16 protein-coding genes are annotated in these 16,900 nt (G+C 58.5%); 14 read left to right on the top strand and 2 right to left on the bottom strand.

Annotated features, from left to right (window positions below; translation table 11 throughout):
• Positions 1-244 (bottom strand): hypothetical protein (locus BWR59_RS32665; RefSeq protein WP_218191282.1); only part of this gene is annotated, 244 nt, incomplete at its 3' end.
• On the opposite strand from BWR59_RS32665, the gene rhtA reads away from it, so the two are divergent.
• The 4 genes from rhtA (at position 230) to BWR59_RS27145 (ending at position 3,198) form a co-directional block, all read left to right on the top strand.
• Positions 230-1,114, top strand: coding sequence for a threonine/homoserine exporter RhtA (gene rhtA, locus BWR59_RS27160; RefSeq protein ID WP_081568783.1), 885 nt, complete (start codon positions 230-232; stop codon positions 1,112-1,114). The genes BWR59_RS32665 and rhtA overlap by 15 nt on opposite strands.
• Positions 1,115-1,296: 182 nt before the next feature.
• Positions 1,297-1,587 (top strand): hypothetical protein, encoded by a 291-nt coding sequence (locus tag BWR59_RS27155; RefSeq protein WP_081568774.1) that lies wholly within the window; start codon positions 1,297-1,299, stop codon positions 1,585-1,587.
• Between the two features lie 222 nt (positions 1,588-1,809).
• Positions 1,810-2,550 carry an SDR family oxidoreductase gene (locus BWR59_RS27150; protein ID WP_081568773.1) on the top strand — a complete coding sequence of 247 codons (741 nt, stop codon included), beginning with the start codon at positions 1,810-1,812 and terminating at the stop codon, positions 2,548-2,550.
• Positions 2,551-2,604: 54 nt separating this feature from the next.
• Complete coding sequence (locus BWR59_RS27145) at positions 2,605-3,198, top strand: 2-hydroxychromene-2-carboxylate isomerase (RefSeq protein ID WP_081568772.1); 594 nt, start codon at positions 2,605-2,607, stop codon at positions 3,196-3,198.
• Positions 3,199-3,259: 61 nt separating this feature from the next.
• Here BWR59_RS27145 and BWR59_RS27140 read toward each other — a convergent pair whose 3' ends face one another.
• Positions 3,260-5,068, bottom strand: a complete 1,809-nt coding sequence (locus BWR59_RS27140; protein ID WP_081568771.1) for an aminopeptidase P family protein — start codon at positions 5,066-5,068, stop codon at positions 3,260-3,262.
• An 807-nt stretch (positions 5,069-5,875) separates the two neighbouring features.
• On the opposite strand from BWR59_RS27140, the gene BWR59_RS27135 reads away from it, so the two are divergent.
• The 10 genes from BWR59_RS27135 (at position 5,876) to BWR59_RS27090 (ending at position 16,886) form a co-directional block, all read left to right on the top strand.
• Positions 5,876-6,775: a hypothetical protein gene (locus BWR59_RS27135; RefSeq protein WP_343287008.1), complete on the top strand. Its 900-nt coding sequence runs from the start codon at positions 5,876-5,878 to the stop codon at positions 6,773-6,775.
• Positions 6,776-6,852: 77 nt separating this feature from the next.
• Positions 6,853-7,974, top strand: a complete 1,122-nt coding sequence (locus BWR59_RS27130) for a DegT/DnrJ/EryC1/StrS family aminotransferase (protein ID WP_081568770.1) — start codon at positions 6,853-6,855, stop codon at positions 7,972-7,974.
• 46 nt (positions 7,975-8,020) lie between these two features.
• The gene (locus BWR59_RS27125; protein ID WP_081568769.1) at positions 8,021-9,535 is read left to right on the top strand and encodes an oligosaccharide flippase family protein; all 1,515 of its coding nucleotides are present in this window, start codon (positions 8,021-8,023) and stop codon (positions 9,533-9,535) included.
• A gap of 3 nt (positions 9,536-9,538) precedes the next feature.
• Positions 9,539-10,468, top strand: coding sequence for a glycosyltransferase family A protein (locus BWR59_RS27120; RefSeq protein ID WP_081568768.1), 930 nt, complete (start codon positions 9,539-9,541; stop codon positions 10,466-10,468).
• Complete coding sequence (locus BWR59_RS27115; protein ID WP_081568767.1) at positions 10,458-10,910, top strand: low molecular weight protein-tyrosine-phosphatase; 453 nt, start codon at positions 10,458-10,460, stop codon at positions 10,908-10,910. The genes BWR59_RS27120 and BWR59_RS27115 overlap by 11 nt, the downstream gene beginning before the upstream one ends.
• Positions 10,911-13,127, top strand: coding sequence for a polysaccharide biosynthesis tyrosine autokinase (locus BWR59_RS27110; protein WP_081568766.1), 2,217 nt, complete (start codon positions 10,911-10,913; stop codon positions 13,125-13,127). It abuts the gene before it with no gap.
• Positions 13,128-13,164: 37 nt separating this feature from the next.
• Complete coding sequence (locus BWR59_RS27105; protein ID WP_081568765.1) at positions 13,165-13,965, top strand: WbqC family protein; 801 nt, start codon at positions 13,165-13,167, stop codon at positions 13,963-13,965.
• Positions 13,966-13,971: 6 nt separating this feature from the next.
• Positions 13,972-14,496 (top strand): transcription/translation regulatory transformer protein RfaH, encoded by a 525-nt coding sequence (gene rfaH, locus BWR59_RS27100; protein ID WP_081568764.1) that lies wholly within the window; start codon positions 13,972-13,974, stop codon positions 14,494-14,496.
• Positions 14,497-14,634: 138 nt separating this feature from the next.
• Positions 14,635-15,636, top strand: a complete 1,002-nt coding sequence (locus BWR59_RS27095; protein ID WP_081568763.1) for a glycosyltransferase — start codon at positions 14,635-14,637, stop codon at positions 15,634-15,636.
• Positions 15,633-16,886 carry a glycosyltransferase family 4 protein gene (locus BWR59_RS27090; protein ID WP_081568762.1) on the top strand — a complete coding sequence of 418 codons (1,254 nt, stop codon included), beginning with the start codon at positions 15,633-15,635 and terminating at the stop codon, positions 16,884-16,886. Before BWR59_RS27095 ends, BWR59_RS27090 begins: the two co-directional genes overlap by 4 nt.
• Positions 16,887-16,900: the final 14 nt, after the last annotated feature.

The following is a 16,900-nucleotide window of genomic DNA, read 5'->3' as shown; positions in this document are numbered from 1 at the left end:
GAAGCACTTCCTCACTGCTTACTTCGTCCAACTCTTTGATTCTCAAGGAGTTTTCCGTTTCGTCTGCGCCGGAAGTGGGGCGAATTATAGACAGATCCAGAGGGGCGTCAACAGTTAATTTCAAATTCGTTAAAATCACCGCAAAACAATAAGATTGAGCAATATATTGCCCAACCATACTTTCTTTAGCATCATGTCGCCCCCGACCACTGCGGACATCTACAAAGCAATGAACGTAAAACAAAGCAGCCTGGCCTCAGCCATCTGGCCAGTCGGCACGCTGCTGATTGCCATGACCTCGGTACAGACCGGAGCATCTCTGGCCAAGTCACTCTTCCCTGCCGTTGGCGCCCAGGGGACCACCGCCTTGCGACTGGTTTTCGCCAGTATCCTGATGCTGCTCATCCTGCGCCCATGGCGGGCCACCTTTACGGCGAACTCTCTTCGCGCGGTGCTTATATATGGTATCGCGTTGGGCGGGATGAACTTCCTCTTCTATATGGCTATCCGCACCATCCCACTGGGGATCGGTGTTGCACTGGAGTTCACTGGCCCATTGGCGGTGGCCTTGCTGCACTCGCGCAAGATCACTGACTTCGTCTGGATCGTACTCGCCGTCACAGGTCTGGCGCTGCTGATACCAATGGGGCAAGCCGACAGCCTCGATTTGACCGGAGCGCTCTATGCCCTGGGTGCCGGCGTCTGCTGGGCAGCGTACATTATGTTTGGGCAAAAAGCGGGTAACGATTATGGCGTCCAGGGTGCGGCGCTCGGCGTGGTTATCGCCGCCATCTTCATCGCGCCCATCGGTATTGCCCATGCGGGTAGTGCCTTGCTGGACCCCGCCTTGATCCCCGTCGCACTCGGTGTGGCGCTCCTTTCAACCGCATTGCCCTATACCCTGGAGATGTTTGCCCTCACCCGAATGCCTGTGCGCACCTTCGGCACATTGATGAGCATGGAACCCGCAGTTGGCGCGCTGACGGGATTGCTGTTCCTTCATGAAAGTCTATCGCTCACCCAGTGGCTGGCGATCGGCGCCATCATTGTCGCTTCGGCCGGCGCAACGCTGACAACACGCGACGAACCCGCTGCTCTGGTCCCTGCTGACTGATCGCGTTTTTTACATCCGTTACACGATGTCACTAGCATTTGTAACGCCATTGCGCCATGTTTACGTCCGAGCCCTCCTTCACAACGGAGATTCACCTGGACGGGCATGGCGGTTGGCTTCAGGCAAGCGAGCGAATTCAAGCTAGAGACTGAACGGACGATCCCGGTCAGGTAAGGATATGAATGAAGTACATTTTAATAATACTGGCAGTTCTGACCGTCGCTGGGTGCGCGGCCACTTCCAAGCCAGTCAAGAGCAAACGGGGCTTGCACATCAACTGCTCCGGTCTCTCGTCCTCCTGGGACAAGTGCTATGAGATGGCAACTGATTCCTGCGAATCAAAGCAGTACCGGGTGATTGCCAAATCCGGTGACGCTACCGAAGATCCTGGCGATTTCCCTCTGGGCCTGAATCCTGCCGGCTACACCAGTCGCAGCATGATCATTGTCTGCAAGAAACCCTCCCAGCCGTGACCCCCCTACCCGGCCCAACGACCTGCTAGCGCGACAGCTCAGGGCCGACACGCAACCGCAGCGTACATTCCCGCGCTTAACACCCGCTCACTGAACTCAGTGACGCGCGGTTGGTCTGGCGCGGGGCTGGATCGTCACCACTATTAGCCGATTCACCCGGTGGACGCCGTCCACTCCCTGGCATAACGTCTTTCCGGCACATCACATGATGAAGGAAAGGCTATGACCGTCGATTCGAACAACAAGAAGGTGGTTTTGGTGATCGGCGCGGGAGACGCCACGGGCGGAGCCATCGCCAGGCGCTTCGCCAGAGAGGGGTATGTGGCGTGTGTGACCCGGCGCAGCGCCGACAAGCTGCAACCGCTGGTGGACACGATTCGCCATGAAGGCGGCGAAGCCTTCGGGTTTGCTTGCGACGCCCGCAAGGAGGACGACGTCGTCGCCCTGGTCCAGCAAATCGAAAACGACATCGGCCCCATTGAGGCCTTTGTGTTCAACATTGGCGCCAACGTACCCTGCAGTATTCTCGAAGAGACCGCGCGCAAGTATTTCAAGATCTGGGAAATGGCCTGCTTTTCAGGCTTCCTGAACGCGCGTGAGGTTGCCATCCGCATGGCGGCACGCAAGCGCGGCACAATTCTGTTCACTGGCGCGACTGCGGGTCTTCGCGGTGCCGCCAATTTTGCAGCCTTCGCCGGTGCGAAACATGGCATCCGGGCTCTCGCGCAAAGCATGGCGCGGGAACTGGGTCCGATGAATATTCATGTGGCTCATGTGGTGGTCGACGGGGCCATCGACACCGACTTCATTCGCACTCAATTTCCGGAGCGTTACGCGCTCAAATCCGAAGACGGCATTCTCGATCCCGAGCACATCGCGCAGAACTACTGGTACCTGCACAGCCAGCCCCGTGATGCCTGGACCTTCGAACTGGACCTGCGGCCATGGAACGAGCGCTGGTAACCGACACTCCATGCCTGCAATCCCGCACCTCTATATAGAAGAAGGATGGTGGCGATGAGCAAAACCGTAGAGTTCTATTTCGATGTGGGCAGCCCCGCGAGCTACCTCGCCTACACCCAACTGCCAAAGATCTGCGCCGACACCGACGCCCAACTGGTCTACCGCCCCATGCTGCTGGGCGGCGTATTCAAGGCCACGGGAAATGCATCACCCAATGAAGTCCCCGCCAAAGCCCGGTACTCGATCATCGATCTGGGCCGCTGCGCCAAGCGCTATGGCGTGCCCCTGTTGTTCAACCCGCACTTTCCGATCAACACGCTGAACCTCATGCGAGCGATCACGGCCGTGCAAACCCTGCAGCCGCAGCGGTTTGTAGAGTTTGTCGACCTGACGTTCAGGGCGATGTGGATAGAGGGTCGCAACCTCAACGACCTGGCGGTGCTGAGTACCACCTTGAAAGAGGGCGGCTTCGATCCTGCCCAAGTGTTTGGCTGGGTCAACGACCCGGAGGTCAAGGAACGACTGAAAGCCGACACCGAAGCAGCCGTCGCCCGCGGCATCTTTGGCGCCCCGAGTATGTTCGTGGGTAACGAGCTGTATTTCGGACAGGATCGTCTGTGCTTCGTGAGGGAAGCTCTCGGCGCCTGATGTATTTGAAGGAAAGAAACGACACCACCGCTTATTAAAGCAGTGGTGTCGTCAAATCGCATCAGACTGCAGCAGTACGGGTTTCCAGCCACGCCAATGCGGCGCCGTCGACCAGCGGGCTCAAACGTCTTTTGACCTGAGCGTGATAGTCGTTGAGCCAGTCACGTTCCTCTTGAGTCAGCAAACCGACGTCCAGGCAGCGAGTGTCGATCGGGCAAAGGGTCAGGGTTTCGAATTTGAGGAACTCACCAAATTCGGTCTTGCCCGCTTCCTGATTGATGACCAGATTTTCAATGCGTACGCCCCACTGCCCGGGCCGATAAGTGCCTGGCTCGATGGAGGTGATCATCCCGGGCTGCATGGCGGTTTGTGGGGTGGCGGGTGCCTGATAGGCAATGACCTGCGGGCCTTCATGCACGTTGAGGAAATAGCCGACGCCATGGCCGGTGCCGTGACCGTAGTTGACACCCTCGGCCCAGATTGGCGCTCGAGCGATTGAATCCAGCAGCGGTGAAAGAATGCCGCGCGGGAAGTGAGCCCGGGACAGTGCGATCACCCCTTTGAGCACGCGGGTGCAGTCGCGTTTCTGTTCCGCTGTCGGCGTACCGATCGGCACCATACGGGTGATGTCGGTGGTACCGCCCAGATATTGACCGCCGGAATCGATCAGCAGCAGGCCATCACCTTCGATCTGCGCATGCTCTTCTTCGGTCGCGCGATAGTGCGGCATAGCGCCGTTGCCATTAAAGCCGGCGATGGTGGCGAAACTCTGGGAGATATAGCCAGGGCGTCTGGCGCGTGCCGCGCTGAGTTTGTTGTCGATGGTCAATTCGCTGACAGGCTCATTGCCCAGAGCACAATCCAGCCAGGCGAAGAATTCACACAACGCCGCGCCATCCTGTTCCATGGCCTGCCGAATGTGCTGGGCATCGGCTTCGCTCTTCTGCGACTTGAACAGCGTGGTCGGGTTGAGGCCTTCCACCAGGGCCACCTCACTGTCGAGATAATCGAGCAGCCCACACGTTACCCGCGCCGGATCGACCAGCAAGCGTGCGTCACGCGGCACTTCACGCAGCGCGGCGCCAATGCTGGTGTACTCGCGCAGAGTAATGCCTTCGCTCTCAAGGGTTTTACGCAAGGCCGGATTTACCTTTTCCGGTGCGACGAACAGGCTGACGCTGTCAGGCCCGATCAAGGCGAAGGAAATGAACACTGGGTTGTAGGAGACATCTTCGCCACGCAGGTTGAACAGCCAGGCGATGTCATCAAGGGTTGCAAGGAAATGCCAGTCGGCACCGCGCTCGGCGAGCACGCCGCGCAAGCGGCTCAGCTTGTCGCTGCGAAGCTGAGTGGCTTGCGGCGCAACGTGCTCATAAATGGTCTGGGTCGGCAATGCCGGGCGGCCTTCCCACAGTTCAGACAAAGGATCAAGGTCGGTGCGAAGGCGAGCCCCGCGTGCGTATAGATTGCTGGCCAGGGTTCGCGAAGACGCGACTGCCAGAACCGCACCGTCCACCGCCACGACCGAATCGGCTTTGGCTTGATCCGCCAGCCACTCAAGTGGGCCCGGCTGCCCCGGCTGAAGTTTGACCAATTCGATGCCGCTGCCTGCCAGCTCCTTGGTCGCCTGCTCCCAATAACGGCTGTCGGCCCATAGCCCGGCGAAATCCTGGGTGATGATCAGCGTCCCCACCGAACCGTGGAAACCCGACATCCATTGGCGGCCCTGCCAATAACCTGGCAGGTACTCGGACAGATGAGGATCGGCCGACGGCACCAGCCAGGCATCGATACCTTCTCGGCTCATCAGGGCGCGCGCCTGCGCCAGGCGTTGCGCCACCACTCCACTGGTTTTCGACTGCGTATTCATTGACTCTCCTGCTGAACCGAAATTTTTTGCGTCGTCGCACCCGCCAGATAATGGAGGACCCGTGGGGCAGGAGCAACCACACGCCGATTTCGTCAGATGACAGGGAACCGCAACAGAAGGCGTTAGCACTCAGGGCGTTAGCGCAGTGACGACATTAACTTCTATGGATAGTTGCAAGACGGTCGCCGATTTGTACGGAAAACTTTGCACTTACATGCGCCCATACCCGAAGAGATACGCTGCAATAACCCTCTTTCATTACAACAGTAAGAGTGTCACTCAACTTCCAATTAAACCACTAATACCCTGTTCAATTAATGAGCGCCAACATTCCGCCCCCCCCGTGCCGCCTGACTTCTGGCGTTGGAAAAATGCCTTTTGGTCTTTCAAGGCCGGCTCAGACGCCGTGCACTGCGGCGCCTGCAAAGCGTCAGCGCACCGTGATAGAGCATTGATGGTTTTTTGACTGCTATATAAATCAACAGGTTAGAACAGTTAAAGACCCGCTTATCAAAAATTTAACAGAATGTTGGCGAAATAATTTGACAGAAACTGCGCCGACGTCGATATATATGCGTGTCCAATGTTTTCTTGTTTTAAGCAGCGTAGCCGCAGAGCTGCGCGCAGAAGACATTCCGACTTCTTCACTCTGTACCTGCCAACGAAGTTAATGACTGAAACGGTGTGTTGCTTGCGCCGGTGGGCATTTGTTGGCCCCAGGAAAGTTTTCAAAATTACTGAAAGTGCTCGGTAGGGCGGTAGCTTTGCCCAACGACTTGATAACGCTGCTTTCAATCAAGCGCGCAAATGCCAACCCACTACCACACCGAACGGCAGGATCTGCAGATTCGGGCGGTAGCGTGCCTGAAGCCCAATCGCTCGCTGCTGTGTCCCTACCACTTCCTTCGAGGGCGCAATGCAATGCCTTTATCTTTCGACATGGATGAGCAGCTGGTCCAACGCCTGGCTGACGAAATCGATACCAACGGCTTTGCAAAACTGAGCGGTGCCGTCACTGAACCCGATCTTCAGCAATTGCGCAGCTGGACTGACAAGCAAGCGCAGAAACATCAGGGCGAATACTTCGCTTACCACGGTGAAGCGATGCTGGGCGAAAGCCTGCTGGCCAGTTACTGGTCGGACCCACGGTTCAAGTCCTTGCTCGGGCGGCTATATCAGCACGCCGCAAAAAGAGAAGCCGTCAGCGACCGAATTTTCCCGGTGCTGCGTTGCGTACAGGGCAATCAAGGCAAGCGCGAATCCAATAGTTTTCACTACGACGCGAGCCTGGTGACCGCACTTATCCCGGTGTTCATCCCGACTGAAGGTGAAGAACGCGGCGACCTGATGCTCTTCCCCAATATTCGTCGTGTGCGCGGTTGGGTGCTGTTCAACGTTATCGAGAAGGCCCTGCTGCAAAACAAGTTCACCCGGGGCTGGATCATCAAAGGCATGCAGCGCCAATGGCTCAAGCCTTACATCCTGCGCCTGGAGCCGGGCAACGTTTATTTCTTCTGGGGCTATCGCACCTTGCACGCCAATAAAGCCTGCAGCCCCGAGGTCAAGCGCGCCACCGCGCTGTTCCATTTCGGTGACCCACACACAGGAAGTCTGGCGACTCGCCTGATCCTCAGGATCAACCAGGGCCGAGCACGCCGGATGAGTAATAAAGCCGGCAACCCGCCACCCGCTTCAACCCGGAGCTAGACCGGTTCGGACTTAGCGCACGACTGCCTTGGCAGCATCACTGCTTAAAAAGCATTGCGTCAGAAATGGAGACTTCGATGATCAACGTAACCAAGACTTACCTGGGCGATATCGACAAGTTCAAGACTTACGTCGAAGGCATCTATTCCCGCGGCTGGCTGACCAACCACGGCCCACTGGTGTGTGAACTGGAACAGCGCCTCAAGGATTACCTGGGCGTCAAGCACGTCATTCTTACCAACAATGGCACCCTGGCCCTTCAGGTCGCTTATCGCGCACTGGGCCTGTCCGGCAGCGCAGTGACCACGCCGTTCAGCTTCGTGGCCACCAGCAGCTCGCTGCAGTGGGAAGGCATTCGGCCGATCTTCGCTGACATCGATGCGCAGACCTGGAACATCTCGCCAGAACACATTGAAAGCCGCATCGTTTCTGACACCACCGCAATCGTCGGCACCCACGTATTCGGCAACCCCTGCGCAGTGGAACGGATCGAAGAGATTGCCCGTCGGCGCAATCTGAAAGTCGTGTACGACGGCGCCCATGCATTTGCCGTGCGTCACGCTGGCCAATCGGTACTCAACTGGGGCGACATCAGCACCCTGAGTTTCCACGCCACCAAGCTGTTTCACACCATCGAAGGCGGCGCGATCATCACCAACGATGATGAACTCGCACGCCGTGTTCATCTGTTGTGCAACTTTGGCATCGTCGACGTCGACAAGATCGACGGCATCGGCATCAACGCCAAGCTCAACGAATTCTCTGCCGCGATGGGGCTGTGCATCCTCGACGACATCGAGAACATTCTTCAACAGCGCGCTGAAATTGCCCACCGCTACACCACGCGCCTGGGCGATTACGTCGACCTGCAGAAGCCCGAAGACAACAGCGAGCTGAACAACAGCTATTACCCGATCGCGCTGAGCGACGAGCAACAACTGTTGCGCCTGCGCAGCGCGCTGAACACCAACGGCATCAACCCTCGCCGTTATTTCTACCCGTCGCTGGACACCCTTGAGTACCTGCAACCGCAAGCGGCGCAAACCGCTTCGCGCTCTCTGAGTGAACGGGTGTTGTGCCTGCCGATCTACCCGGGTCTGCAGCTGGAGGATCAGGAACGCGTGATCAACACCGTGATCGCCGAATGCAGTCTTGGCCGTGCGCCGTACCAAGCACCGAATCTGGCACAGGTCATCTAATGCGGTTCGAGATGCACGCTCACGTATTGGCGAGAAAGGACACCCCATGCAAACCAAACGCTCAGTCATACGCAACACTGCGTTGAGCTATGCAGGACAGGCCTACGCGCTCTTGGTGGGAATCCTGATCATGCCGTTCTACCTCGGCCATATGGGCGCCGAGGCTTACGGGCTGATCGGGTTCTTCTCGGTGTTGCAGGCCTGGCTGCAGTTGCTGGACGCGGGGCTTTCGCCGAGTCTGGTCCGGGCGGTGGCGCATCAACAAGGCGCCGACGTTGCGGACCATCATTCGGGACGTCTGCTGCGCTCGTTCGAAATCCTCTTTCTGCCGCTGGCCAGCATTTGCTGCGTCTCGATGTACCTGGGCAGCGACTGGATCGCGGTGCACTGGCTCAACGCCAAGGAGTTGTCGACGCAGACGCTGATCGAGTGCATCAGCCTGATGGGGATCGTCATCGCGCTGCGGCTGTTTTCGACCCTCTATAAAAGCGGGATTCAGGGCCTGGAGCAGCATGCCTGGCTGAACATCGCCAACGTCATCATCGCCACCCTGCGCTACTTCGGCGGGTTGTTTCTGGTGAGTACGATTTCCAGCGACCCGGTGTTGTTCTTCGAGTTTCAGGTGTTGGTCGGAGTGATTGAAACGCTGATCTTCGCCGCCCGTGCCTACCAGCAGATGCCGACCCCTTCGTGGCTGACCGGCTTTGACTGGCAACTGGTCAAGCCGATCATCCCGTTCGCCGCGAGCATGTCCGGCACCGCGGTGTTGTGGATCGTCCTGACCCAGATCGACAAGGTGCTGCTGTCCGAGATGCTGCCGCTCAACGAGTACGGCTACTTCTCGCTGGTGGCGCTGATCACCACCGGCATCATGATGTTGAGCAACCCGCTGGCGCAGACGCTGCTGCCGCGCCTGACAGTGCTGATGGCCGAAGGTCGCCGCGACGACATGCATAACCTGTTTCTGGCGGCCAACCGTTTCGTCTGTACGTTTCTGTTTCCGCTGGCGGCACTGATCGCCCTGCACGCCCATGAGATGGTTTATGCCTGGTCTGGTGACCGCACAGCCGCCGAATGGAGTCGCTCGGTTTTGCCGTGGTACTCGTTGGGCAGCGCGATCATGGCGGTCAGCGCCTTCCAGTTTTACCTGCAATACGCCTATGGGCAGATGCGCCTGCATGTCTGGTACAGCATCGTTTCGGCACTGATTACGGTGCCGGTGATGTTTCTGGCGATTCGTTACTACGGCGCGTTCGGCGCCGCCATCGCCTGGTTCGTACTGCGTCTGGTGTCGTTCGCCATCTGGCCGATGATCGTGCACCAGCGACTGGCACCGGGGATTCACAGCCTGTGGCTGCGCGATGTCATCCGCATCAGCGTGATGACCGGCGTGGGCCTGGCGATCAGCGAGCCGGTCTTGCGCCTGATCGCCGATGAAAACCGCTTCAACACGTTTCTGGGTCTGGCCGTCAGCGGCTTGATCACGCTGATGGTGGTAGCAGCAAGCTACAAGCCACTGGTGACGAAGATTTCCGTCTTGTTCAGCAAACTGAGTACTTGAGCCATGGATGCTACTAGCAAAAAGACGAGCCTTTCGCCGTCCGCCGCACCCCTGGTCAGCATCGTCTGCCCAGCCTACAACCAGGAAGCCTACGTCGCTCAGACGCTGGAAGGCTTTCTGATGCAGGAAACATCGTTCGACTTTGAAATTCTGGTCAACGACGACGCCTCCACGGATGGCACCGCCCGCATCATTGCCGATTACGTCAAGCGTTACCCGACGTTGATCCGCGCCTTCTATCACGAGACGAACCAGTACTCGCAAGGCAACCCTTCGGTCCCGCGCCTGTTCGGCGAGGCCCGCGGGCGCTACATCGCTTTTTGCGAAGGCGACGATTACTGGACCGATCCGCGCAAACTGCAGATCCAGGTGGACTTCCTCGAAAGCCACCCGGATTACGTGCTGACTTATCACGACGCCATCCCTTTCGATATCAGCGGCCAGTACGAGATTCAGCTGCAAGGCGATCTGCGCGCAGATGCCACGGCGCTGGAACTGCAGAAAGCCCGGCCGATCTCGACGCTCACCACCGTGTTTCGCAATGTCTTCGACTCATTGCCCAGGGAGCTGGTCGGTGCACCTCTGAATGATCTGGTCTGGTGGTCGCTGTTGGGCGCCTACGGCAAGGGCAAGTTCATGGGCGAGGTCAAGCCTGCAATGTATCGCCTGCACCCTGGCGGTGTGTTCTCCATGCGTTCGAACAAACGCAAGTTGCACATGGCCCTGCAGACTTCCGGCGCGCTGGCCAACTACTACAACCGCCTGGGCAACGACGAGCTCTACGAGTATTTCCTGATGGAACTGGTCGGGTATTCGATGTCGGCGATCACGCCCCAGCGCAAGGTGCAGACCTTGCTGCAGGTGGGACGCAATTTCAGCTTCAACATCAGCAAGAGACTGATGACAACGTTCACCAAAGGTCATGTTCAGTAACGTTCTGGTGGTCTGCGTCGGCAATATCTGTCGCAGCCCCATGGCCGAAGCCATGTTCCGACAACGCGTGCAAAACCCCCGCATCGCCATCTCGTCGGCAGGCACTCACGCCATGCTCAGTTCCACCATGGATCCTCTGGCCCAGGCCGTCTTGCAACTCAACGGTATCGAAGCGCACAAGCATCGAAGCCGGCAGGTCGATCGGCAAATGCTCCACGACGCGGACCTTGTCCTGCTGATGGAACACCGCCAGACGCAAAGCGTGCTCAGGCTCGCACCCGAGGTACGCGGCAAGACGTTTCTGATTGGCAAATGGCAAGACGAACTGGAAATAGCCGACCCGTACCGGCGCCCGAAACTAGCCTTTGAACAGACCTACGAGCAGCTTTCGCGTTGCGTCGACGACTGGCTTCCTTATCTTCAGTCAGGAGAACCAAGATAAATGACCGCTATGAACCGTACTTCCCTGGACGAGGTCCAGGACTCCCGGATCGATTTGGCGACTATCTTGCGCACACTTTTCGATCACAAGGGAATGATTGCATCGATCATCGGTGTCTGCGTCCTGATTGGCGTGACCTACGCCGTTCTCGCCACCCCGATCTTCCAGGCCAACGCGATGATCCAGATCGAGCCGAAGAAAATCGGCATCGAAGGTCGCACCGAGATCAATGCCAAACCGCTGTCGGTTTCGCAGGCGACCACCGAAATCGAGCTGATCAAGTCCCGCGCTGTGCTGGGCAAGGTCGTCGATGACCTGAAGCTTAATATCATTCAGAAGCCTAAATATGTACCAGGCATCGGCGGCTACATGGCTCGTCACTTCAAGCCCGATCACGAAGGCGAACTGGCCTCGCCGATGTTCGGTCTGGACAGCTACGCCTGGGGCGGCGAAAAAATCGACATCTTCCAGCTGGAAGTGCCTGACTCGCTACTGGGCGACAAGTTGACCATGGTCGTGGACAAACCTGAAAGCTTCAGCCTCTACGACGAAGACCACAACAAGCTGCTCAGCGGGCCGGTCGGTCAGACGGTCGAAGGCAGCGGCGTGAAGATTCAAGTGGCTGCGCTCAATGGCCGTCCTGGCACCGAGTTCACCGTCATCCGTCAGCGCACCCTGACCGCAGCGCTGGATTATCAGGATCGTCTGAAAATCATCGAAGCGGGCAAGGATTCCGGGATCGTCTATCTGTCTATTCAGGACGCCGACCCGGTACTGGCCAAACGCATCCTCAACGAAGTCAGCCGTCTGTATGTGCGTCAGAACGTCGAACGCAGCTCGGCCGAAGCCGCCCAGCGTCTGGAGTTCCTGCGTTCGCAACTGCCAGCCGTACGCAAGCAGCTGGAACAATCGGAAATTGCCCTGAACAACTTCCAGACCAGCGCCAAGTCGGTCGACCTGAGCGTCGAGACCAAATCGGTGCTCGATCAAGTGGTCAAGCTGGAGGGCACTCTGTCTGACCTGAAGATGAAGCGCGTCGACGTCGAACGTCTGTATACGCCAGAGCACCCGACCTATCGTGGTCTGATGACTCAGATCAGCCAGGTTGAAGCACAGAAAGCGGCGCTGCTGAAGAAAATCGAAACCCTGCCTGCTACCCAGCAAGAATTGCTGCGTCTGACCCGTGACATGCAAGTCACTTCCCAGACCTACACCCTGCTGCTGGACAAGAGCCAGGAGCAGGACATTCTTCGTGCAGGCAGCATCGGCAACGTACGCATCATCGACAACGCCGACGCCAACGTCGAAGAGCCAGTCAAACCGATGAAGAAAATCATCGTGCTGGTCGCCGCACTGGTCGGTCTGCTGCTCGCCGTCGCTACCGTGTTCGTGCGTCAGGCGTTCTACCGTGGTGTAGATAACCCGGATGTGATCGAAAACCTGGGCATGCCGGTCTACGCGTCGCTGCCGTTTTCGCGTCAGCAAGAGCGTCTGGACAAAGCCAGCCAGAGCCGCTCCGGGAGTAAAGAGCCACGCCTGCTCAGTGTCAGCGCGCCAACGGAACTGGCGATCGAGTCGCTGCGCAGCCTGCGTACCAGCCTGCACTTCGCCATGCTCGAAGCGCGCAACAACGTGCTGATGATTTCCAGCCCGACTCCGGGCGTGGGCAAGTCGTTCGTCTCCAGCAACCTGGCGGTGATCATTGCCCAGACCGGCAAACGCGTGCTGTTGATCGACGCCGACATGCGCAAAGGCTACCTGCACAAGCTGTTCAACCTGACGCCCAAGCACGGTCTGTCCGACACCCTGGCGGCACGGCTGAAAAGCAAGGAAGTGATCAACCACACCGAAGTGCGCAACCTGGACTTCATTTCCTGCGGTTTCGCGGCGCCTAACCCGTCGGAGCTGTTGATGCATGACAACTTCAACAAGCTGATCACTGACCTGTCGCCGTTGTATGACCTGGTGATCGTCGACACCCCGCCGATCCTGGCCGTCACCGACGCCACACTGGTGGGCCGTCAGTCGGGCACCTGCCTGCTGGTCACCCGCTTTGGCCTCAGCACTGCCAAGGAAATCGAAGCCTGCAAACGTCGCCTGATGCACAACGGCATTCTGATCAAAGGCGCGATTTTCAACGGTGTACTGCGCAAGGCCTCGACCGCCGACTACGACTGCGCAGCCTACGGGTATGACTACACCACCGTTCGCAAGTGAACGCTGCGTGAGTCGCTGAAGTAAAGGAGACGTATTGATGGCCAGGACCATTGCAGTGATGCAACCCTATCTCTTTCCTTACCTGGGTTATTTTCAACTGATCGCCGCTGCAGACGTCTTCGTCCTGGGAGACGATCTGCAGTACGTGCGCTCCGGCTGGGTGAACCGCAATCGCATTCTGCAGAACGGCGAAGCGCGGCTGATCACCTTCCCGCTGAAGAAAGACCGCTTCGTGTTGCAGATCAATCAACGGCAACTGTGTGACCACTTCAGCGACGAGGCCGAGCGGCTGATTCGCCTGATCACCGAGTGCTATCAGGAAGCGCCCTATTTCGATCAGGTCATGCCACTGGTCGAAAGACTGATCCGCTTCCCGCAGCAGAACATCGCGTTGTATGCCGAACATGCAATTCGCGAAATGTGTGCTTATCTACACATCGTCACGCCGATCATGCGCAGTTCCGACCTTATTCTGGGCAGCCCTGTGGACAAGCAGGAGCGGATCATCCGCATTGCCCACACCTTCGAGGCGACAACTTTCATTACCCCGGAGGGTGGATCGGTGGTGTATGACCGTGACCACTTCGCACGCAACAGATTGCTGGTGCGGTTTTTCCGGATGAGCCCGGTGGAGTATCGACAGTTCAGGCAACCTTTCGTCGCCAATCTGTCGATCATCGACGTTCTGATGTTCAACTGCGTCGAGCAGGTTCAACACATGCTGACTCAGTTTCAGCTGGACAAGAACCCGCCTGCCGCCGAACCCGGATTGCTGGCCAGGCTGACGCAACACCCTGAGCTTGTTCCTACCCTGTCGAAACGGATTGCAGTGGAGTGAAGAATTATGTCTCAAGCCGACAGCACCTCGAGCAAACCCGCGCGCTGGTACCTGATTCAAACCAAACCCCGCCAGGAAGGCCGTGCTCAGGAACATCTGCAGCGTCAGCTCTTCGAATGCTACCGACCGGTCAAGCATGGTGAGAAGAAACGCGGCTCCCGTGGCCCATCCGAAGAGGAGCTGTTCCCCGGCTACCTGTTCATTCGCATGGACCAGACCAGCGACAACTGGTACCCGATCCGCTCCACCCGTGGCGTGGCGCGCATCGTGACCTTCGGCGGGATGCCGATTCCGGTCAAAGACGATCTGATCGATCAGATTCGCGAACGCCTGCTGGCACCACCGCCCAAAGAGACCTTTCAGCAGGGTGATGCGGTGCGTATCACCGCAGAGGGTTTCAACGACGTAGAAGCGATTTTCCTCGCGGCCGACGGCGACGAGCGCGCGGTGATCCTGCTTAACCTGCTGCACCGCGAACAGAAAGTGACTTTGCCGGTCAGCAGCCTGACGCGGATGGAAGCGCGGGTTTAAGCAAAGCGGACCACGGTCTCGCTCGTGTGGCAGTCCGGCCGGACTGCTACAGGATCTTCACGCAGCATCAAAACTTCTTCCGCCTCCCTCGGGGCTGACGCTTTCAGCCTCTTGAACCCTCTTCGCCCGGAACTCACCATGACCCACAAAACGACTCTGGTGACGCTCACCTATGGTGACCGTTTCAACTACCTGCACACGTTGGTCAGCCGCTCGCTGGAGAGCCCGCTGATCGATCGCGTGATCATCGTCAGCAACGCGTCCACCTCGCCGCTGGAAACCTTGCGCAAGACCTGGCCGGATCAGGTAAGCGTGATCTACATGCATCAGAACACCGGCTCTGCCAAGGGTTACTCGGTGGGAATTCAAGCGGCACTGGACGCTGGCGCCGAGCATATCTGGCTGATGGACGACGACAACGCGCCGACCATCAACGCCATTGCGACGCTGCATCAGGTGCTTGAAGAGCGCAAGCTCATCGATGGTGAGGAGAAAGCTGCTGTACTGGGTTTCCGCCCGACTCACCAGGCAGACATCGCGGCCGGTGTGCCGAAGCGTTTCGCGATCCAGCTGCGCTCCAGCTTTTTCGGTTTCCACATCGCACAGCTGCCCTACAAGATCTGGCGCCGTCTGCCATGGGGTGCGCCGCAGGCTTCGCACACCAAGCTGCCAATGGTGCAGTTGCCGTTTGCCACCTACGGCGGCCTGCTCGCCCACCGCAACCTGTATCGCAAGATCGGTCTGCCGCTGGACGCGCTGATGCTCTACGCCGATGACAGCGAATACACCTGGCGCATCACCGCAGGTGGCGGCCGGATTTTCCTGGTGCCCGATGCGGTCCTCGACGACCTGGAGAACTCCTGGAACATCAAGGCCCGCACCAACAACATCTATGAAAGTTTCTTGTTGGGTGGTTCGGATCTGCGCGCTTATTACGGCGCCCGCAACCAGGCCTGGTTCGACAAGAACATCTGGGCCAACTCGTCGCTGCTGTACAGCCTGAACCGCTGGGTGTTCTTCCGCCTGCTGCGCCTGATCGCCAAGCGGCGCGGCGCTGAAGAGCGTCTGGGCCTGATCGAAAAAGCCATCCGTGACGGTGAGTCCGGCGTACTGGGTCTGAATCAGTCGTATCCATTATGAAAATACTGTTCATCAGCAGTCTGTATTCACCTCACGTCGGCGGCGGCGCGGAAATCATTCTTCAGCGCACGGTCGAGGGCCTGCAGCAACGCGGCTGTCAGGTCAGCGTGCTGGTGACCGGTCCCGACGCGGGGCTATCGACCGAGACGGTCAATGGCGTCAAGGTCTACCGCGCCGGTCTGCACAACTTCTACTGGCACTTCGGCGCTGATCGCCCCGGCCGCCTTGCCCGTCTGGGTTGGCATCTGCGCGATCGCTACAACGGCGCGATGCGCAGCTATGTGAAACAGGTGATCACGGACGAACAACCGCAACTGGTGGTGTGCCATAACCTGGCCGGCTGGTCGGTGTCGGTGTGGGACGAGATCACGGCTGCCCGGTTGCCCATCGTTCAGGTGCTGCATGACATGTACCTGATGTGCCCAAGCGCCAACATGTTCAAGCGCGGCCAGTGCTGCCAGCAGCAATGCAGCAGTTGCCTGTCGTTTCGCAAGGGCCACGATGGGCGTTCGGCGCAGGTGTCGGCGGTGGTCGGGGTCAGCCAGTTCATTCTCGACAAACTGCAAAAGCGCGGCTATTTCAGCGCCGCCAAGGGTTATGTGGTGCACAACGCCAGTCCTTATGCGGCGGTGTACAACTCGCCGAGCAAACAGCGTCAGCTTGATCCGTCGCTGAAGAAGGCCCCATTGCGTTTCGGATATATGGGCACCCTGTCCGAGCAGAAAGGCGTACGCTGGCTCATCGAACAGTTTCAGCGCCTGCCGTTCGACGCCACCTTGCAAATAGCCGGGCGTGGTCAAGCCGGCGACGAAGCCGCATTCAGGGCTCTGGCCACCTCGTCGAACGTCAGTTTCGTCGGCTACCAGAAGCCCGAAGCCTTCTACAGTCAGATCGATGTTGCCGTCGTGCCATCGCTCTGGAACGAACCGTTCGGAATGGTCGCCGTCGAGGCCTGTGCGCACTCGGTGCCCGTCATCGCCAGCCGCATGGGCGGGTTGCCGGAAATCATCCAGGACCCGCTCAACGGTTTGCTCTGCAGCCCGCAGGATCCTGACTCACTGGGGCACGCGATGCTCAGACTGCATCAACAACCGGATCTGCTGGCCCGGCTGAGCAGTCAGGCACGGGTCAGTGTCGCGGCGCTGTTGAACCTGGACCTGATGCTCGACAGCTACGAAAGCATCTTTGCCCAGACGTTGCTGGACAACATCGTGCACCGCGATCCGACGGTCCTGCCTCATACGGTCTGACACCATCCGGTCAT

The organism is Pseudomonas sp. Bc-h (assembly GCF_002080045.1).
In the GTDB taxonomy this organism is placed as follows: Bacteria; Pseudomonadota; Gammaproteobacteria; order Pseudomonadales; family Pseudomonadaceae; genus Aquipseudomonas.
The sequence above is the reverse complement of the archived record's forward strand: the minus strand, read 5'-3'. Positions and strand labels throughout refer to the sequence as shown.